The 19,125-nt window shown below is 56.3% G+C and carries 26 protein-coding genes and 2 pseudogenes; 9 read left to right on the top strand and 19 right to left on the bottom strand.

Annotation, left to right across the window (positions count from 1 at the left end):
- Positions 1-121: 121 nt before the first annotated feature.
- From LOY45_RS09885 to LOY45_RS09865, 5 genes are all read right to left on the bottom strand, one after another.
- Positions 122-1,954 carry a long-chain-acyl-CoA synthetase gene (locus LOY45_RS09885; protein ID WP_134063275.1) on the bottom strand — a complete coding sequence of 611 codons (1,833 nt, stop codon included), beginning with the start codon at positions 1,952-1,954 and terminating at the stop codon, positions 122-124.
- A 134-nt stretch (positions 1,955-2,088) separates the two neighbouring features.
- Positions 2,089-2,751: an iron-containing redox enzyme family protein gene (locus tag LOY45_RS09880; RefSeq protein ID WP_115087697.1), complete on the bottom strand. Its 663-nt coding sequence runs from the start codon at positions 2,749-2,751 to the stop codon at positions 2,089-2,091.
- A 69-nt stretch (positions 2,752-2,820) separates the two neighbouring features.
- Positions 2,821-3,219: a nuclear transport factor 2 family protein gene (locus LOY45_RS09875; RefSeq protein ID WP_043859797.1), complete on the bottom strand. Its 399-nt coding sequence runs from the start codon at positions 3,217-3,219 to the stop codon at positions 2,821-2,823.
- A gap of 38 nt (positions 3,220-3,257) precedes the next feature.
- Positions 3,258-4,034, bottom strand: coding sequence for an N-acyl amino acid synthase FeeM domain-containing protein (locus LOY45_RS09870; RefSeq protein WP_258579049.1), 777 nt, complete (start codon positions 4,032-4,034; stop codon positions 3,258-3,260).
- Positions 4,035-4,223: 189 nt separating this feature from the next.
- Positions 4,224-4,670 carry an HIT family protein gene (locus LOY45_RS09865; RefSeq protein ID WP_115087699.1) on the bottom strand — a complete coding sequence of 149 codons (447 nt, stop codon included), beginning with the start codon at positions 4,668-4,670 and terminating at the stop codon, positions 4,224-4,226.
- Positions 4,671-5,027: 357 nt separating this feature from the next.
- On the opposite strand from LOY45_RS09865, the gene LOY45_RS09860 reads away from it, so the two are divergent.
- Both LOY45_RS09860 and LOY45_RS09855 read left to right on the top strand, forming a co-directional pair.
- The gene (locus LOY45_RS09860; RefSeq protein ID WP_115087700.1) at positions 5,028-5,282 is read left to right on the top strand and encodes a helix-hairpin-helix domain-containing protein; all 255 of its coding nucleotides are present in this window, start codon (positions 5,028-5,030) and stop codon (positions 5,280-5,282) included.
- A gap of 56 nt (positions 5,283-5,338) precedes the next feature.
- On the top strand, positions 5,339-5,815 hold the full coding sequence (locus LOY45_RS09855) for a GNAT family N-acetyltransferase (protein WP_134063277.1): 477 nt from the start codon (positions 5,339-5,341) through the stop codon (positions 5,813-5,815).
- 162 nt (positions 5,816-5,977) lie between these two features.
- On the opposite strand, the gene LOY45_RS09850 is transcribed toward LOY45_RS09855, so the two are convergent.
- Positions 5,978-6,403, bottom strand: coding sequence for a hypothetical protein (locus LOY45_RS09850; protein WP_258579048.1), 426 nt, complete (start codon positions 6,401-6,403; stop codon positions 5,978-5,980).
- Between the two features lie 153 nt (positions 6,404-6,556).
- Between LOY45_RS09850 and LOY45_RS09845 the strand changes: the two genes are divergently transcribed.
- The 3 genes from LOY45_RS09845 (at position 6,557) to LOY45_RS09835 (ending at position 8,727) form a co-directional block, all read left to right on the top strand.
- Positions 6,557-6,895, top strand: coding sequence for a hypothetical protein (locus tag LOY45_RS09845; protein WP_258579047.1), 339 nt, complete (start codon positions 6,557-6,559; stop codon positions 6,893-6,895).
- A gap of 8 nt (positions 6,896-6,903) precedes the next feature.
- Complete coding sequence (locus tag LOY45_RS09840) at positions 6,904-7,341, top strand: hypothetical protein (protein WP_258579046.1); 438 nt, start codon at positions 6,904-6,906, stop codon at positions 7,339-7,341.
- 1,056 nt (positions 7,342-8,397) lie between these two features.
- Entirely contained in the window at positions 8,398-8,727 is a 330-nt protein-coding gene (locus LOY45_RS09835; protein ID WP_134063285.1) for a hypothetical protein, read from the top strand.
- 7 nt (positions 8,728-8,734) lie between these two features.
- On the opposite strand, the gene LOY45_RS09830 is transcribed toward LOY45_RS09835, so the two are convergent.
- Both LOY45_RS09830 and LOY45_RS09825 read right to left on the bottom strand, forming a co-directional pair.
- Entirely contained in the window at positions 8,735-8,944 is a 210-nt protein-coding gene (locus LOY45_RS09830; RefSeq protein WP_115086741.1) for a hypothetical protein, read from the bottom strand.
- Between the two features lie 121 nt (positions 8,945-9,065).
- Positions 9,066-9,563 carry a hypothetical protein gene (locus tag LOY45_RS09825; RefSeq protein ID WP_134063287.1) on the bottom strand — a complete coding sequence of 166 codons (498 nt, stop codon included), beginning with the start codon at positions 9,561-9,563 and terminating at the stop codon, positions 9,066-9,068.
- Between the two features lie 85 nt (positions 9,564-9,648).
- Here LOY45_RS09825 and LOY45_RS09820 point away from each other — a divergent pair, with 85 nt between their 5' ends.
- A complete protein-coding gene (locus LOY45_RS09820) occupies positions 9,649-10,548 on the top strand; it encodes a LysR substrate-binding domain-containing protein (protein WP_134063289.1) in 900 nt (299 codons plus the stop codon).
- An 86-nt stretch (positions 10,549-10,634) separates the two neighbouring features.
- Here LOY45_RS09820 and LOY45_RS09815 read toward each other — a convergent pair.
- Positions 10,635-10,751, bottom strand: a pseudogene (locus LOY45_RS09815) (lysis protein); the annotation flags it as partial.
- A 78-nt stretch (positions 10,752-10,829) separates the two neighbouring features.
- Between LOY45_RS09815 and LOY45_RS09810 the strand changes: the two are divergent.
- Complete coding sequence (locus tag LOY45_RS09810) at positions 10,830-11,801, top strand: fimbrial protein (protein ID WP_166675706.1); 972 nt, start codon at positions 10,830-10,832, stop codon at positions 11,799-11,801.
- Positions 11,802-12,206: 405 nt separating this feature from the next.
- Positions 12,207-12,464 carry a hypothetical protein gene (locus LOY45_RS09805; protein WP_134063294.1) on the top strand — a complete coding sequence of 86 codons (258 nt, stop codon included), beginning with the start codon at positions 12,207-12,209 and terminating at the stop codon, positions 12,462-12,464.
- A 201-nt stretch (positions 12,465-12,665) separates the two neighbouring features.
- Here the strand turns inward: LOY45_RS09805 and LOY45_RS09800 are convergent, their stop codons facing one another.
- Positions 12,666-12,893 carry a hypothetical protein gene (locus LOY45_RS09800; protein WP_240047870.1) on the bottom strand — a complete coding sequence of 76 codons (228 nt, stop codon included), beginning with the start codon at positions 12,891-12,893 and terminating at the stop codon, positions 12,666-12,668.
- Positions 12,894-13,079: 186 nt separating this feature from the next.
- Between LOY45_RS09800 and LOY45_RS09795 the strand changes: the two genes are divergently transcribed.
- Positions 13,080-13,769 carry an SOS response-associated peptidase gene (locus LOY45_RS09795; RefSeq protein WP_258579045.1) on the top strand — a complete coding sequence of 230 codons (690 nt, stop codon included), beginning with the start codon at positions 13,080-13,082 and terminating at the stop codon, positions 13,767-13,769.
- On the opposite strand, the gene LOY45_RS09790 is transcribed toward LOY45_RS09795, so the two are convergent.
- The 9 genes and pseudogenes from LOY45_RS09790 to LOY45_RS09750 form a co-directional block, all read right to left on the bottom strand.
- The gene (locus LOY45_RS09790; RefSeq protein ID WP_420832713.1) at positions 13,766-13,963 is read right to left on the bottom strand and encodes a hypothetical protein; all 198 of its coding nucleotides are present in this window, start codon (positions 13,961-13,963) and stop codon (positions 13,766-13,768) included. The genes LOY45_RS09795 and LOY45_RS09790 overlap by 4 nt on opposite strands.
- A gap of 106 nt (positions 13,964-14,069) precedes the next feature.
- Positions 14,070-14,756 carry a hypothetical protein gene (locus LOY45_RS09785; protein ID WP_258579043.1) on the bottom strand — a complete coding sequence of 229 codons (687 nt, stop codon included), beginning with the start codon at positions 14,754-14,756 and terminating at the stop codon, positions 14,070-14,072.
- Positions 14,756-15,418 (bottom strand): hypothetical protein, encoded by a 663-nt coding sequence (locus tag LOY45_RS09780; protein ID WP_258579042.1) that lies wholly within the window; start codon positions 15,416-15,418, stop codon positions 14,756-14,758. Before LOY45_RS09780 ends, LOY45_RS09785 begins: the two co-directional genes overlap by 1 nt.
- Before the next feature lie 33 nt (positions 15,419-15,451).
- A pseudogene (locus LOY45_RS09775) lies at positions 15,452-15,658 on the bottom strand (DUF2514 family protein); the annotation flags it as partial.
- A gap of 169 nt (positions 15,659-15,827) precedes the next feature.
- The gene (locus tag LOY45_RS09770) at positions 15,828-16,037 is read right to left on the bottom strand and encodes a hypothetical protein (protein ID WP_213601147.1); all 210 of its coding nucleotides are present in this window, start codon (positions 16,035-16,037) and stop codon (positions 15,828-15,830) included.
- A gap of 185 nt (positions 16,038-16,222) precedes the next feature.
- Positions 16,223-17,257, bottom strand: coding sequence for a tail fiber protein (locus tag LOY45_RS26875; RefSeq protein ID WP_338106149.1), 1,035 nt, complete (start codon positions 17,255-17,257; stop codon positions 16,223-16,225).
- The gene (locus LOY45_RS09760; RefSeq protein ID WP_258579041.1) at positions 17,258-17,767 is read right to left on the bottom strand and encodes a DUF2514 domain-containing protein; all 510 of its coding nucleotides are present in this window, start codon (positions 17,765-17,767) and stop codon (positions 17,258-17,260) included.
- Positions 17,764-18,387 carry a glycoside hydrolase family 19 protein gene (locus LOY45_RS09755; RefSeq protein WP_258579040.1) on the bottom strand — a complete coding sequence of 208 codons (624 nt, stop codon included), beginning with the start codon at positions 18,385-18,387 and terminating at the stop codon, positions 17,764-17,766. The genes LOY45_RS09760 and LOY45_RS09755 overlap by 4 nt, the downstream gene beginning before the upstream one ends.
- 60 nt (positions 18,388-18,447) lie before the next feature.
- On the bottom strand, positions 18,448-19,044 hold the full coding sequence (locus LOY45_RS09750; protein WP_258579039.1) for a tail fiber assembly protein: 597 nt from the start codon (positions 19,042-19,044) through the stop codon (positions 18,448-18,450).
- Between the last annotated feature and the right edge of the window lie 81 nt (positions 19,045-19,125).

Genomic DNA, 19,125 nt, shown 5'->3' with positions numbered 1-19,125 from the left:
GCATCCAATGGGGCGCGGAGCGCTATGACGGGGATACCAGAGCGCGTAAGGCTGCTCCGCTTGAGTGAGCAGCCTTACGCATTTGTTCAGCCTTGTGGTTTGACGCGCGCGCAGTTGCCCTTCAGTAGCGGAACTTGCCGCCATGAATGTCCTGCAGCACCTGCTCAGTCACGCGCACGTAGGTTTCGGTGCCCGGTAGCCAAGCGTAGACCGGGTCTTCGCCGGTTTGGCTGGGGTCGAAGGCTTCGGTCCTTAGCTTGGTTTTCTGGTATTTGAACGTGCCGGTGGTTTCCATGCAGGTCCTGATGCGCAGGAACATGGGCACCGCGTAGTGGGGCATCTGGCTTTTGACGAAGCGCAGCAGGTCGCAAAAATCCAGTTGCTCCAGCGGGGCCGATGGGGTGATGGCGGCCATCCCCGCGCGACCGTTGGTGTTCTTGATTTCCACACCGTAGGCCACGGCTTCGGCGATGTGGGGGTGTTGCACCATGATGTTTTCGACTTCGGTGGTGGAGACGTTTTCGCCTTTCCAGCGGAAGGTGTCCCCCAGGCGGTCGACGAATTGGGCGTGGCCAAAGCCGATATCGCGAATCAGGTCGCCGCTGTTGAAGTAACGATCGCCCTTCTCGAAAACGTCGTACAGCACCACCTTCTTGCTCTTCTCCGGATCGGTGTAACCGTCGAATGGGGCGTCGTCGTCGATCTTGGCCAGCAACAAACCTTGGCCACCCTTGCCGACTTTCTGCATGAAACCGTTCGCGCTGCGCCGCGGCTCGCCGGTGTCGTGTTCGTACTCCACCAGCGACCAGGCGTTGATGGCAAAGCCGATGGTGTTTTCGAAGTTGAGAATGTTGGTAAAGCCGATGTTGCCGTCACTGGCGGCATAGAACTCGCAGACCCGCTCGATGTTGAAGCGTCTCTTGAAGTCGACCCACACGCCCGGGCGCAGGCCGTTGCCAATCATTTTCACCACCGGGTTGTCGCCATCGTTGCCGGCGGGAGGCTGGTCGATCAGGTAGCGACACAATTCACCGACGTAGCAAATGGTGGTGGCCTTGAACTTGCGTGTGTCATTCCAGAACTGACTGGCGCTGAATTTGCGGCGGATGGCGAAACCCGAGGCCCCGGCCAATGCCGAGCCCCAGCTCACGCACAGCCCGGTGCCGTGATAGAGCGGCAAGGTGCAATAGACGATGTCATCGGGGCGCATATCCAGGGCGATCATGCCGAAGCTACCGTAGACTTTCATCCAGCGCCCGTGCTTGAACACCCCGGCCTTGGGCAAACCGGTGGTGCCGGAGGTGTAAATGTAGAAGCAGGCGTCGTCCAGGTAGACCTGCTGGGTGGTCGCCGGATTGACAGCGGAGTGCGCTTCGCTGACGCGGGTCAGGTTGATGTAACCCTCGGGCGCGACGCCCGCATCGCGAGTGGTGTCGGTGTCAGCCAGGAAGAACGTGCTCAACTCATCGATGGCAACCTCGTTACGCACCGCGTCAAAGGATGGCACCAACTCTTCGCCAACGATAATCGCCGAGGGATTGACCAGGCTCAAACTGTGGATCAGGACGTTGTTGGTCTGCGAGGTGTTGAGCATGGCGCAGATACCGCCGATCTTGCTGACCGCCAGCACGCTGACCAGCAATTCCGGGCGATTTTCAATAAATATACCGACCACATCGCCTTTTTTCAGGCCACGGGCAAGCAGGTAGTGGGCGAAACGGTTGGCCCACTGGTTGACCTGTTCATAACTGAAACGATTGTCCTTGTAGAGCAACGCCGGTCCTTGAGGGTTGCGCGCAACCGCCTGTTCGAAGGCCCACCCCAGGCCGCAGGGCTGATCGACCTTGAGCTTGGAAGCTTTGATTCCCCTGACGAGCCGAGGAATGGCCCGGGCGATCGAGGGGATTTTGCGCAACATCATGCCCCAGGTAATCATGTCGCTATTGCTACTCATGTCACCTCCTAGTGAATTGACCGAGGCAGCCAGGCGGTTGGACAAGCGCCAGACCGGCCGATCGTTTTATTGTTATGCACGCCCTGTAAAAACTCCTCGCGCAGCGGGTGCGCGAGGACGCCTGTTGCCAAGCCTCAGAACTCGTCGGCGACCGACTCGAGGATCTTGCCCATCAAGTAAACCGTGGTGCGTGCGACTTGCTTGACCGACTCTTTTTCTTCGTCGGTCACGACCCAGCGGTCGATGGCTGCGTTGACTTGCTCGGAGTGTTTCTCGTCGATGATCGCGTGGGCGACAAAGAAGGTAAGTTGTTGGTCGGTCAGCTTGAGATGGTTCTTGCAGACATCCATCAATGGCTCGAGGTGCTCGTAGCAGTCCTCGGCCCAGAAGCTGTAGCCCAGCCGTGGAATGATGCCGCGGCACACAGAGACGAAATCCAGGTAGCCGTAGAACGCCTCTGTGGCCGGCAGCATCGGCTTATCGAACTCGGACTTGTCGACGCCAATGGCGATCAGGTCGTTGTACGCCATGTTTTCATGGCCCAGTTCTTCCAGCGCATGCTTCATCGCAAAACGCAGCAGGCCGACCTTTTTATGGTCCTGGTTCCAGCACGCCACCGCTTGGTTGATCGCGTTGTTCTTGGTGTAGTGATACACCTGGACAATCGACTTGATGTAAAGCTCACGCTGCAACTCGGGGCGTTTCATCATCTGGAAAAAGCGGCCGGCCTTGATCTTTTCCCATTCGGCATCACAGATGGCTTTCAGCTCTTTGCGAAACGCGGTCACTTCAGTCATTTCACTCTCTTCCTTGGCGGGTTGATAAATCATTCATGACACTTTTTATAATATCAAGCGAACACGGACTTACAGGCGCAGCACGGACTTTATGATGTAGATGAACTTGGAGAAGAACCCCAGGCCTTCGATAGTGTCCCAGTGTTCCATCAGCACACCGTTTTCCACACGATAGATATCGATCACCTTGTAATTCACCGTAAAGAACCTGTGCTTGGCCCAGTGCTTGGCATACAGGAAGACATAATCGCCTTCGGCGCATACCCGTTCAATGCTGGTACCCGACTCGGGGAATGTTTTGAAGAACTGCGTAAAGTAGGTCTTGAAGCCTTCGCGGCGCGGTGGGATAAATACATTGTTGTGTTGTACATAATCCTCGGCAATCAACGTATCGGCGACCGCCAGTTCCCGCTGGCCAAACATGCGCTCGTAAAACTCGATGACCACTTCTTTGTTCCTGGCTTCCATCTTGGATCAACCTCAATGTTGTCGTTGTTTTTGGATGCTCATCCCGCCAGTGACTGCCTCGCGGTACGGGCCGCCAAGGTGTAGCGAATCAAATCATCAATGTCCTTCAGGTCTACAGGGCAGCTTTGCAGGCCGAAGAAGGGCGTGACCGACGGCATCAGATCGCCTTTGTACAGGGCGTAGTAGTGATCACCGCGGGCTTTGATCTGGAAGAAGATACCGTCCTGATCAAAGACGAAGCTGTCGAACTTCGGCGCAAGCCGCGGTTTTACGTAGGTGATGAAGGTTTTGTAGCCGCCTTCCAGGGCGACCAGCGAGGCGCCGGTCATCGCCAAGCCGTTGACCACGTTCTTGACCGGGGAATGCTTGTCGACAATAAGTCGCGAGAGTTCGACGCACTCATTCTCGTAATTGGGCCCGGAGAACCGCACCAGTTGTTCATGGCTGATGAACTCGCCCGACTCGTGAGGGAAAGGCGTAATACGCTGGGTGCCGATAATTTCACCATCATAATAAAAGGCAAACACGTAGGAACGCGGGTCGTACTCATCCAGGCATACGGTGTCGTCGACCGCGTTACCAAACAACGTCTTGTAGTAAACCTTTCGCTGCCCGTACAACCGGCTGCGGGCACGAGACAGTTCGAGAAACTGCGCTGGCGTAACCACCTGCCTGACTTGGACCTTGTCAGACTGGCACAAGTCTTGAAGTACTGAATCATAGAAACTGTAGATTGCCGATCCGGCTGAATCATCCTTTACCAACTGCATATTTGCCGAAGGCAAGGCAGCCTTGTTACTTGCGAGTGACGGCATGAGAATTCCCTTCTTATTGTGATCTGTAGTGTTCAACTCAGCCCAGCGCACGACCTAAGTTTCCACAGTACAATACATAGCTTCGCCTCCTTGCGTAGATGCCTACAAGTTGATGATTTGCTTACTGCGCACAGCAAGGCACGCAACCCTCTTATCGCGGGCGTGCCTTTAAACTAAAGCGACTTGCAGTTAAACCGGTGGCAGCGAGGTCAAGGCTCGACGGATCTGCTCTGCGCGCTCGCCCAGCACTTGGGGCGTAGCGAGTGGAAGGTCCGCATGACCCAGGTTGAAACCGTCACCGACAAAGCGGGCCAGTACATGCAGGTGGGCGTGGCCCACGGTCTGCCCGGCCACAGCGCCATCGCACAGCAGCAGGTTGATACCTTCGCAGGGGTGTTCATTGAGGCTCAAGCCGCTTTCACGCAGGGCGGCCGCCACCCGTTGACCCACACGCATCATGTGGCCACAGGTTTGAGGAGGGATATCACCCAGGCCGCTTGCGTGGGCCTTGGGAATGACCAGGACATGGCCAGGAGTAATCGGCTGGATGGAGAGAAAGGCCAGGCACTGCTCGTCTTCGTAGATAACGGCAGCCGGTGATTCTTTCTTGGCGATTGCACAGAAAATGCAGTTCACGATTAGCTCCCTCTATTGTAGTAGGTGCAAACCCGGTGGAGGCATGAAGATCCGGGTTGCTACAGGCTGCATTCCATTGCAGTTGACCGCACAGCTTGAGGGTGAAATTACCCTTGGCATTCCACACCTGTACACGGGAGTTTTGAAATTTTTTGTATCCGAACTCCAGAAAGAAGCTAACAGATTGATTTAAATGTGTTTTCTTAAGGTTGATTGTTGTATCCGTCCTTTATCAGGTCGTGTGGGCCGAATAATCCCACAGGGCTACCTGCACTTGGAGTGAACAGGAACCCACCTGCCCTATATGATCTCCCATGCAATCCTCCAAATACTCATACCCTGAAAAGGATTTCTCAGATGCCATTTTCACCGAAAGAGCGAGCGGCATTGCTCACACTCAAGGGCGTAGGCACAACCGTCATTACCCGGCTCGAACAGATGGGTATTGAATCGCTAGCAGGGTTAGCCAAATCGGATGTCAGTGACATTTTGGCTCAGGCGTCAGCCGCGCTAGGCTCGACCTGCTGGAAGAACAGCCCGCAAGCGCGAGCAGCCATTACCGCCGCCGTTGACCTTGCGAAAGGGACTGCAGAGCACAAGCCCGCCGGCTAGGTTCGTTCGTCTGCGCGGGTGCAAACCAGCATTAAACATCGCGGAAAAGGCAAAGCATGGACCTGCAATTCAAGCGACTCAGTGAAATCAGCAGCGCCGACATCATCGACCTCAACAACAACCCGGTTGTCTTGCGCCACATGCCCTTGGGCCGCCCTGATTTCGACCAAGCCAAATGCTCAGCGTGGGTCGCCGAAAAAGAGTCGCAGTGGATGCTCAACGGATATGGCCCCTGGGCGTTCATGGTGGATCAAAAATTTGCCGGCTGGGGTGGGTTGCAGCAAACAGAAGGTGATGCAGACCTCGCCCTGGTTTTACATCCGGACTACTGGGGCCTGGGCAAAGCAATTTATGATGAGATCGTTCGGCGAGCCTTTCAGGAGATGGGGCTGGAATCGGTCACTGTCTTGCTTGCACCGACTAGAACCCGGATCAAGGGTATTCTTCGAGTAGGGTTTCAACCGGACGGAGAGGTCAACGTCGACGGCACACGCTTTGTTCGCTACCGGCTTCTCGCAAGCACTCGTGCTTGAGCCCGACGCCAAGCTCAGTGCAGTGAGCGTGCGGGCCCGCCGAGTGACCATAGCTGGTATTTCGCCGGCTGGCCGACGTCCTGGGCTGGCCGCCGTTCCAGTTCGATTTAAAAGGAATGGAGCGAGGGGCAGCTTTACTCGATGCCCCTCGCCTATTGTTCACTACTTCGGTGGTGGGCACTCAGCCTGTAGAAAGGTCATCGAGTAGGTGAAGTGCCGGTCGAAGGAAAGAGGCGGAGTGCCGGGGGCGGTCCATTCCGAATAGTTGCCAGTCATGGTGGTGGGGCTATCCAGCTTGCCCATCGCCATGCTTGCGACATTACCGATCTGAGCGATAGGAATACTTCCGTACCAACGGACCTCTTTTTCGTTCTTGTACCAGCTGCCATTCCAGTTCGGCTCACTGGTGGAATACCAAGTGCTATCGGCCTTTAGGCAGACCGACTGATTAGTCGCCACAGCTCCGCCCGGAATGGTAAACGACGTCATTCGCCACAGGCCAACAGGCGAACTATCAGCTTGAGCTGCGCCGATAGATCCGGCAGCGATGCCGAGCAAAAGAGCAAACCGAACAATGCTTCCATTCATAAAGTTTCTCCATAGAAACGAGTTTCGTTAAGTTGAGCCGAGTGAATTCTCAGCCACAAAACAACTGTACATACATACAGCTGTTTTGTGCAACCTCATTCCGTGGAAAAGACCTTCGGCGCGTAAGGTTCGTGGCTTGCGCCCTTCCGGGTGGTGGATTTCGTTGTTGGCCGGCAGCTGATCTTCAAGGGCGCGACGCCGGGCCGCCTCGCTCTACTTGGTCTGGTTCATTTGGAGGGGCCTTGGCGCGGCGATTGGCAAACAGATAAGCACAGTGCGGCTACCACTCTGGCCGCGAAGGCCGGCGTCTACATGAAAAAATGCCATGACCCACATCCCGTCGCGACCTTCAGCCACAAAGTAGACGATCCGGACACGAAAACCTTCATAGACGCGTCCAAATCCGTCAACATGCTGTTGGAAGACAAAAAGCTTAACAACTCGGCAGACAACGCCATGGAAAGGTACTTAGGGGAGTCGGAGTGGTCATAAATCAGCTGATGTCCCAAGAGCTTGAGGCAGTAACGCTCAGCGGTAAAAATTTGCCAAATGAGCTGATTAGACTGATCGCGGAAGGGTTCAGTGAGTGGGAGGGGTGCTTTCTACTGACCGTTTTCAAGAAAAGACTTCGAACTGTGCAAAGAGCGCTCTGCCCGGACGAGACGAGCGTTGAATGCTGGGTCAACTCACTGCGTATCGACGATTACCTGGAGGACGATCATCTTGCACATGCCTTGCTGTTGATCAACGCAGTGTCTCAGCAGTGGCGCACGCAGTATCCGCAGCACACATTGATCGCAGCAGCTTCAACCGACGAATTTGGCGCAGCCGTTAAATTCTACGTATCACGAACAGAACAATCGTGGCTGAATGGTGATACCGAAGGCTTTGTTCAGCCCGTGCTAGTTACGGACTCGAGACAGTTACCATTCCAGTAAGCTCAAATTACAAGGCACCGCCAAAACCATCTGTCCTGCCCTGTGCCCTTGCTTGAGTTGAAGCCCAGATGCTGGCCAGCACGCCCTCGCAGGCCAAGTTCAAGGCCTATCAAAAGCGCGAACACCATGATGTTGAGTGCATGTTCGGCTTCAGGGTCCGACGGGACTGACCCTCCCGCGCTGCCCGCCAGCGCCTTATCGTTTTCCGTTCGTAGCAGGGAAATCACTGAGCGGGTTTACCGCCGCGTAGGAGCGCTGGCAAAGCCCACCAAGTAGCCGAAGTTTTGTCAGCGCCGACATTTTTCCATGCCCCAGAAACGCGGTTTTCAAGACCGATACGAAGACGCCAGCCCGCCGCACCCTTGCACCACATTTCAGTTCCAAAACTTTCGAGTTACCGCCCGGCTACAGGCCGCATTCTGCCACGGTACGTGCCTTGAGTTTTGGAACCAATTTTCACCCCTCCTTCGGCGTCCTGCCGACCGAACACAATCCCTTCCTCCTGCAACTCGTCAGCTTTCTAACCTGCCTCCTTCACATCCCGGAAATGTCCACTACCGTATATTCCCTGCACCGTTCAAAACGCACAGGGAATAGCCATGATAGGGAAGCAAATTGCCATCTGGTCAGCGGTGGTGTTAAGCCCGTGGGCACATGCTGCCCCCATTACAGCCCCGTCCGATCCTAATGCTGAGTATTCGATTATCAGCGTGACCGAGACCGATTCAGGCCTTGAGGTGATCACTCAGAGAACAGGCATCAGCGGGATCAGCTACTCAAAGCGGCAGTTCGATTGCGTCCAGCGCAGGGTACTGTTCTTGGGCGCCGGCTCTTCGGTGACGGACCTTGAAAACGCCAGCGGTGACGATGAGCCTACGCCCTTGTTCAAAGGATCCCTTGCCCGGGCCATATCGGATGTAGTGTGCAGAGACTTCGTCGCCGGAGCACGCTAGCGCCAGATTCCCGATAGGTTAGTTCCCCAGACTGCTCTGCCTCTCGTCAGCTCCGATGGTCAAAATACGCTCACCTCGATTACTGTACATCCAAACAGTATAAATGGGCGAGACCGTGATCATCGAAGACGACAGCTTCGCGCTGGGCATGCCCACGCCTGTTCAAATGTTGCGCCAGCATGCGCGGCTTGTTGAGGCCGAGTGCGAGCAGCTACAACATGAGCTCGACCAGGCCAGGGAGAACATCGAAAAGCTGGTGGCCATCCATCAGGCCCAGGCGGCCGAGATCACCAGGTTGAACGCCAGGATCGAGCACATGACCTGGGAGCTGTCCGACGCACTCGTGGAAAATACAGAGCTGAAGAATCGGCAGATCGGCGGGATTCCTCGCACCTACGGCGGCATGCCGCCGACGCCAGACGGCCGGAGATAAGTTGAAATTAGTGCAACGAGCGTGCAGGCCCGCCGAGCGACCGCAGTTGGTACTCGGTGACAGCCTGGTACAGCGACTCGGCCTCCAGCCGCAGGCGTTCGACCTCCTGTGCCGGCTGGCCGGCGTCCTGGGCGGCGTGGTAGCGTCGCTGCGCATTGATGGCCTGTTGTATCAGCGGCTCTCCCGCCTCGATAACTCCCACCAGGGTCTTCTTCACACTGCTGCTCCGGATATTTGGTCAGCGCAGTATAGGCCAACGGCTATTCAGGCTTCGCTATGGATCAACCAGATCAGCGACGACCACCAGTTTCACCTTCCGGCCAAAAGAATCCGTTCGATCAAGGACGGTTTCCGGTCAAATCTTCGCACAAGGCGGTCTGTGTCCCAGCTTGATGAGCGGCAAATTCCTCAGTTCCAAACCTCTGTAGCTCCATGCCGATATTACTCAGTCTCTCCAAGCGGGCGCTTTCTCCCAAGACATAAGGCTCCTGGTCTTTACGCGGAAGAAAACCCTGATGCATTCGTACCTCAAAAATTGTCCGTGAAACCCCGTTGATAATTTCTACAAAGGATGTCGAAACCGGTGAGCGCTGAACGTTTGCCTGATGTACCACGGCCCCCGCTTCCGCTTCCGTTCCTCGAATCCTGAGCAATGCACATTCTTTTCCAGGTGAGCCAGACATGACCAGTTCAACGGTGACGCCTCCATTCCCTTCATAACCTCGTACGATTGGCCTTTCCAAGCTCGAGGCGGCATAACAATAATTGCCCGCCCAAAGCCCTGCCACTTGAGCGATGAACACCAATGGCGAAATGAGCGCTTTCAAACACGACATGCTGCTATCTCAATAAATATGGCAGCGCAGCATAGAAACCCCCGGGCTGTTGACCTATAGCACTACTTATCCATAAGCTGTGCATATGACGTACAGCTCAGACGATATTTTCCCTCCTTTCGAAGCCCTGCAAGCTGCCCTTGCCGCCGCCAGTACAGGTTCCTTCACTGCTGCAGCAGCGGAACTGGAAGTTACACATGCGACCATCAGCCGACGTGTGGAAATGGCTGAAAAATGGTTTCAATGCTCCCTGTTCGACCGCCATGCGCGCGGTGTCACCGTGACGGCCACTGGACAAATCGCGCTGGCCAAAGTCGCCCATGCCTTTGACCAACTGAAACAAGCGCGACAGCCCCGGCCCGTCGGCCATACCTTGCCCATCGTCAAATTGGCCACTACGCCGTCCTTCGCGCGTTTCTGGTTGATCCCGCGCCTAACCGAACTCGAAGGTACGACTCAGGATTTACGTATCGAACTGGTCACCTCTGCATTGAATGCCAGCCTGTCCTCAGGGGAGGTCGATCTGGCCATCAGATACGGGCGCGGACAATGGAATGACGGAGACGAGGAGCCACTATTCGAGGAGTCGCTTTGCCCCGTGGTGTCACCCGAAGTTCTCGCCATGAACGAACAGCCGTTGTCTTTAATACAGGATACTGCGCTGCTACACAGCGGCGACACGACACTGTGGCGAGCGTGGATGAGCCATCATGGCAAACGCCTGACTTCGAAGCCCATCGACAGGGTGATGGGTGACTACGCCCAGGCAATCGAAGCCGCCCGCTCAGGATTGGGCATCGCACTTTGGAATCCGACGATTCACTCTCTTGATGGATTCAACGGACAATTGGTCGCGTTGAACGAATTGAGCTGCCCAAGCCCGCTGAGATTCTTCCTGCTGTCGAAGCCTGGACCGGCTCATACACCGCCAATGAGGGTTCGGTCAAGGCTTCTCCGGTTATTGAGTACAGGCTTCCCCTTTTGAAACCAAGGGACGCAGACGTCCCTTTCGTACTGATTCAGGTTCTCCAATGAAGGGCAGCAATGGGTCGAAAGCAGTCTTTTTACAGCTTACCTCCCGATACCTCGTGCCACTCGTAGGGCAATCAATCCTTGATCGCCGTCGTCAGTGATGGCGACAATTCGTTGAGCCGCCGCTGAGTCAAGTTCGCCTCGCGCGGCTCTATGATTCAGAATCGCCTGATATCCATTGATACTTTGACTGATTAGGCTGCAACGCTCCTTCCGCCCCGTGTAGCCCTCTTCATGAAGCATTTGACTCTACAGAATCCCCTGCTCGGCATTGTCGCGACGACGTTGCTGGCCTGCGCGTCGGACGCGATAGCGGCGAATTGCACATTCAACCTTTCCCCCACCACTCAAAGCCTCAACTTCGGCGCAGGCCTGGCCAGTGGTGGCCTGACAATCCCCGCCGACACGCCGGATGGCACAGTGGTCTACCAGGACACCGCGCAGCAATCGACATCGCACAGTTGGTCGTGCAATTCGACCTCGCAATATGGCGTGGCAGTAAATCCAGCGCTAGGCACCCCGGCCAGTCTCGCAACGACCTTCCCCTTAGGTAAAACGGGGCTCTCGTTCCGTATCTGGATGGACATGTTAAGTCGATATGAGCCTTCTTTATTTGCGATCAGCCCAAAAGGCTATGGTATTGCATCCGGCACGGTCCGCCTGGAAATCATCAAGTCAGGCCCATTGGCATCGCAAGTCAATATTGCTGCCGGTAATCTGGGCAACCTGCAATCAGGCGAGCTGATTCTGAATAAATTCAACCTGGCCAATGCTCTGGTAGTGAATGCCGCCTCCTGCCAGACTCCTGCCGTCTCCGTAGCCATGGGTGACGACTATCAACTCCAAGAGTTTCGCGAGGCTGGCGCCAAGCCGCGAACGGTGCCTTTCGACATTGCCTTGAATCAATGCCAGACCGGCATCAAGAAAGTGACCTACTCGCTCAAGGCCAACACCCCGGTCATCGACGGCCCGAACGGCATTGTTGCGCTCAACGCCGGGTCCACGGCTAAAGGCATCGGCCTGCAATTGATGAATGCACTCGGCCAGCCAATCGCACTCAATACCAGCTACCCGTTCGACGCGTTCACCACGACCGGCCTCAACTTCAAGATCCCGCTATCCGCAGCCTACTACCGCCTGGGCACTGAAGAACTCCAGGCGGGCAGCGCCAACTCCGAAGTGACCTTTATCGTGAATTACCTGTGAGGCATTCAAGGAGCGCCTGACTTTCGCGGCGCCCTGCTGCCCTACAGCCGAGATTAGATTCGAACGCAGCTGATACTCGCTGGCAGTCTGGTATAGCGACTCGGCCTCTAGGCGCAGGCGCTCAACTTCCTCGGCGGGCATGCCAGCATCTTGTGCCGCGTGATATTGCCGGTGTGCTTCGATGGCTTGCTGTATGAGTGATTCACCCGCTTCGATAATTCCTGCCACTGTCCTTTTCAAGCTACTGCTCCACCTGTTGATCAGCGCAGTATAGGACGCCTTGCATGCCTGCTCAGCTACCTACCAGAGCGTCGGCCCATGTAAGCCAGCTATCAGCCCCTTATTCACCGCCAAGAAAAACCCCCCGTCTTCAAGGGGCTGTCGTATCTCCAATCGCCGAAGTCTATGAAAGCCACCACTCTGGCGCTAACATCCGGTGAAACCATCTGGAGAGCTTTGGGGATGATCACGTTCAAGGAATTTAGCCTTTCAGGCGGCTGGAAGGTTGAGGTTCGTAAGAGTGGGGTTCATGTTGGCACTATTCGTCGCGCCACTGCTGACTCCCCGTATGCGTACTACAAGGGGAAGGATAATCAACTCACTGTCTCCCTCCGGAATGCATCATTAGATGAACTGAAGAAGGCAATCGAGAAGGATTCCTGAGGTCCTCACGCTCTTCAGGCGGTGCAGGTTCAAGAAAACATAGTGCGCACATACGCTTGGCAGGCTGACAGCGCAATCAGTCCCTAGTCACCGGCATCGGTAATGGCAACAATTCGTTAAGTAGCCGCTGGGGCAAGTTCGCCTCGTGCGGCTCCATGAGCCACGCCGGTGGCGCCAGTCGTGGCCAGCCCCCCCAGCCCCCTACTCAGCCCGGCACCACCACGACTGCGCATAGAAAGCACCGTCCACTTCCTCGATCCCGGTCAGGTTCATTCCGACCTGGGCCATGCCGGTGATCTTCACGTCGAGCAGCCGCGGGAAAGCGTCAGAGGCTGGCCCTGAGCTGAAGATCCAGGCGCTGATTGTCGAACGGCCCAGGCTGTCGCTGTGACCTTCACTAATCTGGATGTCGCCGGCCAGCGGCTGCATCTTTCGCAGCTGATCAGCAGGAATGGCAACGCCAAGCTTTCGTCAGCGCAGGATGAGGAAGCGCATGCCGGGCACCACTGTATAAAAACACAGCATGCTATGGATTTGCCCAGGGCCTGGCAATTACCGATCAGCGGCAAGTCTAACCAGCTACTCTGAGTAGACGCGGGGATCGAGACCGACCATATGTGCGGAAGACTGAGCCAGTACCACGGCATTCACGACTTCGTCGATGCCCTGAGCATGCCCTACCCGCTTGCCAACAGTGTCGGTGACCATCCGCTTGAGCGATACAACGTCGCCCCGACCACCAGGGTCGCCCTACTTCGGCTCGAGGGTGGAGTGCTGCATGCTGACCTAGTGCGCTGGGGTTGGCGGCCGCACTGGGCCAAGGATCGCGCCGCGCCGATCAATGCCCGGGGCGAGAAGGTGGCTCACGGCCCGTTCTTCCGCGCGATCTGGCCGCACCGGGCCATTGTGCCGATCGACAACTGGTTCGAGTGGGTCGATGAGGGCGGGCCGAAAAAGCAGCCCTACCTGATCCGGCGCCGGGATGGCCGCCCTTCCCTGTGCGCCGGCATTGGCCAGTTCAGCGCAAGTACCGGACAGCCTGGCGAAGAGCCGAACGAGCATGACGGGTTCGTCATCATCACCGCCGACAGCGCGGGTGGCATGGTCGACGTGCATGACCGGCGCGCGGTGGTCCTGGCCCCAGAGCTGGCCCGAGAATGGCTTGACCCGACCATGCCCAAGGAGCAGGCGGAACAGATGGCCCTCAACCTGGGCGAGCCTTCGGATGTCTTCGAGTGGTACCGGGTGAGCGCGGCCGTCGGCAATGTGCGTAATCAAGGCCCAGAGCTGATACGGCCGATTTAGTGACGGGTAGCGATTTCACCGCCGAGCACTCGCCGCATGTATTCCTGAACGGCCGTCATCAACAATTCTGCCTCGAGTCGCAAGCTCTCAACCTCTTCGGCTGCGGTTAATGAATCCCGAGCTTCATGGTACCGGCGCGATGCGTCCAGCGCCTGCTTCATCAACAGCTTGCCGGCGGCGATCTTCTCGTCCAAACACTTCATGTGACAAATTACTACCCCAGTTCGCGATCGCATCCAACGCTATGGATGAACCGAGCATGAGATCAACAGTATTCATAGGGAGGGGGGGCAAACAATATTACTTGGCTCCATCCAGTAGCGCATGAGAGGTTTTAGCAAGCAGTAGGTCTGGCGCAGCATAATACATAACCATGATTGAAGAGGCAGACACAGCCGCAACAAGAACCAATGTAAACCAGGCAACCCCAGTATTCTTTAGCACATTAAACTGCAAAGAAATTAAAATATTAAAACCAATGAGCAAGCACCAAAAAATCAAAACAAGCACAGAAGCAGAGACAACACTACCCGCCTTTGAAAAAACATTTATCGATACAGTGATAAACGCAAAAAACGAAACAAACATAGAGAGCGCAGCAATAGAATTCCCTTTAATCTCCTTAACTTCCCTCTGAACCTCATCCTGGGTCTGCATAGATTTTTCGGTCAGCCTCTTCGAAACTTCCAGGCTACCCTCAATGCTTTTAACAAGCGAGGTTGAACGATCGAGCATGGCAGAAACTTTTTCTTCTGCCTGATTAAGAAACACCACCTTTTCATTAAACAGAGCTTCCAACCGGTTAGTCGCACTTAGAATCGCCGCCTGAGTATATTGATCGACAGCCTCCTGCATGTCTTGCGGCGGAGACTGTGCAGCACTACCCGTTGAATCCGTATGCACTGTAAAACTCGGCATTTGCATTGAATACCCAGTACTACTTGACGAGTAATCAAAAAGGCTTCCCTTGCCCTCCTTCTTAGACATCAGTGCTCCCCCGTAAATCGAACAATACTATCCTTCCCGCTTAAAAAATTGAACTCGGTAATTAAAGACTCAGCTTTCTCAGCATCTAGATTCAAATCTACGTTCGGGTCAGTGTTAATATCTCTAACTGTAACAATACCACGACGACCAGACATATATGCGCTCGTAAAAGAAAACATATCATTACAAGAGTAGCCACTGATAGACGTTTTTTTTGTTAGTGAAAATTGAACTTCCGAAACATCATCAGAAGACAACTTTGACACAAGATCAATAAATGTTTTTTCAGCACGCTCATCTGCAGAAAAATATGTCTTCACAAAACCAATCCTAGAATACGCACACCCAAAGCCATGTAACACGCCGAGTAACGCGGAGCAATTTTGCGTGAACTCGCCAAGCAATCTTTCGTCCACCCCTAGAGGCAGATCCAAAAAGAAATCGACTCTAGCATTACTTGATGTCAATCTATAGCCGCGCACCGTATGTATTTGCAAGCGAGGAAATTCATCAGGCATTCCGGGCGCATCTGGCACGATCATAGTATTAAAATCACCGATAACCAAAGCCCCTCTTATCTTCGCACTCAGCTCATCAGGCTGAATTTTCCCCTGCTTTACAAACAAAGCAAGCTGCACAATATGACAAGAGTAATCTTTCACTTTCAACCTCTAAATAAATAGTTTCAACTACTTCTAGTGCTCAGATTCTATACTGTCGCGTGCATCGCTGCGACCCTCTGTTAACCCATCATAAAAATCCTCACACGCCTGCCCGGCTATTCGGGCTCGGTCATACGCTTTCGCCAGCTCTCCCGCTCGAGCATCAGCCCGTGCGAGCAGGTCGGAGAGCACCATGGCGGCGCGGGTGGCTGCCTGGCCCCGGGCGGCAGCAGCGGAATCTGCGGGCACTTGCTTGCGACCGCTGCATATCGGCACCCAGCTGAACGCCACGATCGAGCGCACGACCTGGGAGCTGTCCGATGCCCTGGTAGAAAACACCGAACTGAAGAATCGACACATTGGGGGCTGCCCTGCCACCTGGGGCGCAATGCCGCCGAAGGGCTAGCTCTCAGTGCAGCGTGCGCGCAGGACCGCCAAGCGACCGCAGCTGATACTCAGTGACAGCCTGATAGAGTGATTCGGCCTCCAGGCGCAGGCGTTCGATTTCTGCCGCTGGTTCGCCGGCGTCCTGGGCAGCTTGGTAGCGCCGCTGTGCATCGATGGCCTGCTGAATCAGCGGCTCGCCAGCCTCGATCACTCCCGTCAGGGTCTTCTTCACGCTACCGCTCCGCTATTTGACCAAAGCAGTATAGGGTACCTCGCACGCTTGTCCGGCTACTGTTCCGCCATACATCTTCATCAGCTCTAACGAGCATGTCAGCCAGCGCGAAGGTCAGAGTGCACAAAAGCGGCGTAGAGGGAGTACGCCGCCAAAGAATATGCACTTGTTCCGAAGGAGAAAACTTAATGCTTGATCAATGCAAGCAGCGCGATGTTGCGAGGGCGAGAAACGCCTGAGTAACCGCGATCCCCGGCGAGACCCGGCAATGCATAGTTGACAGTCGCATCAACCCCACCGACGGTAACGGTCGGATAGTCGGTGGTAGAGAAAGGATCTACGCCCATCGCTGCTTGCGAGGCTGGGCCAGTGTTTTGGGTTGTCGATGCACTCCAGATGCCATTGGCCTTACTTTCGGTAGTGTCGTACGGGTACAGAGTGCCCTTTTGGGACGATCCGAATGCGCGCCCGGCATCGATCCCTCTACCATCATCAAAGCCGCGGACAAACTCACCACGCAGATCAGGCAGCGCGAAAGTAGACGCGCCATCCCCTGCTCCATAGGTCGTGCCGATTGCAGCAAAGAGCGCCGAGTAAGTGCTGCGCGAAATCACTGCACCATCTGCTTTGAGCCAACCCGCAGGAACGGAATTGGCAGCCGAAAATTTCACATCGCCCGGAGCAGCTCCCGACGCGATCGAGATCTGACCCAGGGTTACCGCGTGCTGGCTACGTGTTGCATTGGCGACCTGCTGTGCACCGCCGTCACAACTGATCAACACCCAGCACAAAGCGCCGCCGTTGAGCAAAGGGCCAATATGCGAGACCAGCGTGACATTGCCGCCAGCAACGATCTCGTCACCCTGCAGCAGTTGCCCACCCAAGCCATAGATCGGAGCCGCTGCGAGCCCATCAGGGGCATAGGTAGCATCGGCCGGATTGGTCATCGTAGCGCGAAAATACTGAACTACGCCGTTGGTGGTAGGAAGCGCTGCAAAGGGCAGGGAGTTTGAAGCGGTGTAGGTAGTTGTCATCTGACTTTCCTTGTGAGTGACACGAAAAAATTCAATGGTGGCTGCGTCGGTCGGCACCTTGGCCAGACGGCCTGCAACCTCAAAATACTGTATATTTATACAGCCTAATGAACAAGCTAAATCCATCAAAACATCTTCATCACTCGCTTCTTTGATGGCTTGCGCATTCCACTGAGCTCTCAGCAATTACTGTTCGCCAAGCGAGAAGTAGGCCTGCTCGCACGTCACTCCTCTCCCCCGGCTTTGATCAGCAGCTGCTGCCAGATTGCCCGCTCTTTCATCAGCGCGCTCGAACACGTCGGCAAACACCATGGCAACGCGGGCAGCTGTCTGGCTTGTGGCGGCAGTGCAGGAATGGTTGCGAGCCTGGGCTGCGAGACGGCGGGCAAGGTCCTCTGCTGTGTCCCGCAGGCTGCCATTAGCAGCGCGAGCGGCAGCAGCATCTGCAAGCGCCTCGTCGATGATCTTCTGTCCATCTTGAATCGCCTTATTCATTGATTGTTGCCGGGCCTGTTCCTTTTCGCGCTCGGTAGCTTCGGCCAGTGCCCATGCCTGCTGATCGCCTGCATCACGGACAGCCCAGCGCGCCTGCCATTCGGCGTCCATGGTCGAGCGGCCGTGCTCGTAGGTACCCCAGAACGCCCAGGCTACCAACGCAAGCGACACTACCGCGCCGATCGTGCGCGCGCTGATCACGCCAGCACCTTCAGCGCAAGGTCATACAGCGCCCTACGCTCAGCAGCGCCGTGCGGCACCCGGCCAGGCTTGCCGGTGTTGATCACGCTGCCGATATCCTGGAAGCGGCCGGCGTCGGCCAGTTCGTTCAGGCCGTTGGTCGACCACCACCAGGCGGCGGACATGGCGGCGTGCTCAGGCTGCTCGAGCAGCTCGGGGTTGTCCGCTAGCGGCAAGGCCAGGCCGGCGCCGGCGGCGACGTAGTTCGACCGGCCGGTTAGCTGGATCAGGCCGCGCCCACGGTACCGCCAGCCGTCCCCCGGGCGGGTGTTGCCCATGCGCCCGCTGTAGACGATGTTTGCGATCTTCTCCGGCTGCCGCGCGCAGACTGCCGCTGAAGTCGCGGTGAATCGGCTGGGCCAGGTGCGCACCAGCGCCTCGGCGCTGTAGTTCAGGTTCTCAACCAAGTTGCGCAGCTGACCCGACTCATGCCCAATCTGGGCCAGGAACGCCGCCACACGCACAGGGCTGTCGATCTTGTGGCGCGCCATGGCCCGGTTCAGCGCAGGCAAAAAAATGCCCGCGACTGGGCGGGCGTTCGGGAGGATCTGCAGCAACTGCTGCTCGGTCAAAGGGGGCATGCGTTTCTCCAGGCAAAAATAAACCCGCTCGATGGCGGGTGTGGGTGTTCACTGTGGCAGTCAGGCTGGGGCAACTGGCCAATCAATGGTCGCGGGGTAGCCGGCCTGGTCCGGCAGACGAATCAAGGCCACGCGATATTTCTTCCAGGCCTTCAGCGCTGCCAGCTCAGCCTCGGTGACGTCGTCGATATCGACCGCGTCCTGCAGCGGCGCCATAGCGGCATCTGCGGTTGAACGGCGCGCGGCAGTCTCGGCCACCACCTCCGCCAGATGCCGGTCGGCGGTCGCCTGGGCCTTCATTTCCTGGGTGACCATCTGCGACCAGTCGACAACGCCGGTACTGGTCACTTCGTTGGCCTCGCTGGCACCCGTTGGCAGCAGCACCTGCCCGTCAGGCGGGTTGAGAATGTCGACAGGAAAGCGGGCCGCCGCCGGCGCATCGTCCAGGTGTGGCAACAGCAATGTGATTTGCAGTTGCCCCGCCACGCGCTCCACCGGACCAGCCAGCCAGGCGCAGGAGACCGCAGCAGCTGGCAGCGTGGCACCGTCCGGGACCTGGCCAAAGTCGAACGCCTTACCGTTGATCACCAGGACACTCCCCTGCCGCGATACGGCCAGCGTGTCGCTCGACCCCAAGGGCTTCAATTGAATGCGCATCAGAACCACCTCCCCACTGCAAGTACTTCAAAGCTGAACCCACCTGTGCCGGTGGATGTTGGAATGGCTGCAAACCAGGGC

Source organism: Pseudomonas wadenswilerensis, assembly GCF_024749185.1.
Classification (GTDB): domain Bacteria; phylum Pseudomonadota; class Gammaproteobacteria; order Pseudomonadales; family Pseudomonadaceae; genus Aquipseudomonas; species Aquipseudomonas wadenswilerensis.
This window is presented reverse-complemented; position numbering and strand designations above follow the sequence as displayed.

Bases quoted from the DNA above. Each gene is read 5' to 3' on its own strand.
- LOY45_RS09795 (WP_258579045.1), top strand. From the start codon at position 13,080: ATGTGCGGAAGACTGAGCCAGTACCACGGCATTCACGACTTCGTCGAT.
- LOY45_RS09850 (WP_258579048.1), bottom strand. From the start codon at position 6,403: ATGAATGGAAGCATTGTTCGGTTTGCTCTTTTGCTCGGCATCGCTGCC.
- LOY45_RS09755 (WP_258579040.1), bottom strand. From the start codon at position 18,387: ATGCCCCCTTTGACCGAGCAGCAGTTGCTGCAGATCCTCCCGAACGCC.
- LOY45_RS09825 (WP_134063287.1), bottom strand. From the start codon at position 9,563: ATGTCGTGTTTGAAAGCGCTCATTTCGCCATTGGTGTTCATCGCTCAA.
- LOY45_RS09835 (WP_134063285.1), top strand. From the start codon at position 8,398: ATGGGCGAGACCGTGATCATCGAAGACGACAGCTTCGCGCTGGGCATG.
- LOY45_RS09785 (WP_258579043.1), bottom strand. From the start codon at position 14,756: ATGTCTAAGAAGGAGGGCAAGGGAAGCCTTTTTGATTACTCGTCAAGT.
- LOY45_RS09885 (WP_134063275.1), bottom strand. From the start codon at position 1,954: ATGAGTAGCAATAGCGACATGATTACCTGGGGCATGATGTTGCGCAAA.
- LOY45_RS09810 (WP_166675706.1), top strand. From the start codon at position 10,830: ATGAAGCATTTGACTCTACAGAATCCCCTGCTCGGCATTGTCGCGACG.
- LOY45_RS09870 (WP_258579049.1), bottom strand. From the start codon at position 4,034: ATGCCGTCACTCGCAAGTAACAAGGCTGCCTTGCCTTCGGCAAATATG.
- LOY45_RS09750 (WP_258579039.1), bottom strand. From the start codon at position 19,044: ATGCGCATTCAATTGAAGCCCTTGGGGTCGAGCGACACGCTGGCCGTA.
- LOY45_RS09855 (WP_134063277.1), top strand. From the start codon at position 5,339: ATGGACCTGCAATTCAAGCGACTCAGTGAAATCAGCAGCGCCGACATC.
- LOY45_RS09820 (WP_134063289.1), top strand. From the start codon at position 9,649: ATGACGTACAGCTCAGACGATATTTTCCCTCCTTTCGAAGCCCTGCAA.
- LOY45_RS09805 (WP_134063294.1), top strand. From the start codon at position 12,207: ATGAAAGCCACCACTCTGGCGCTAACATCCGGTGAAACCATCTGGAGA.
- LOY45_RS09840 (WP_258579046.1), top strand. From the start codon at position 6,904: ATGTCCCAAGAGCTTGAGGCAGTAACGCTCAGCGGTAAAAATTTGCCA.
- LOY45_RS09875 (WP_043859797.1), bottom strand. From the start codon at position 3,219: ATGGAAGCCAGGAACAAAGAAGTGGTCATCGAGTTTTACGAGCGCATG.
- LOY45_RS09800 (WP_240047870.1), bottom strand. From the start codon at position 12,893: ATGCAGCCGCTGGCCGGCGACATCCAGATTAGTGAAGGTCACAGCGAC.
- LOY45_RS09880 (WP_115087697.1), bottom strand. From the start codon at position 2,751: ATGACTGAAGTGACCGCGTTTCGCAAAGAGCTGAAAGCCATCTGTGAT.
- LOY45_RS09860 (WP_115087700.1), top strand. From the start codon at position 5,028: ATGCCATTTTCACCGAAAGAGCGAGCGGCATTGCTCACACTCAAGGGC.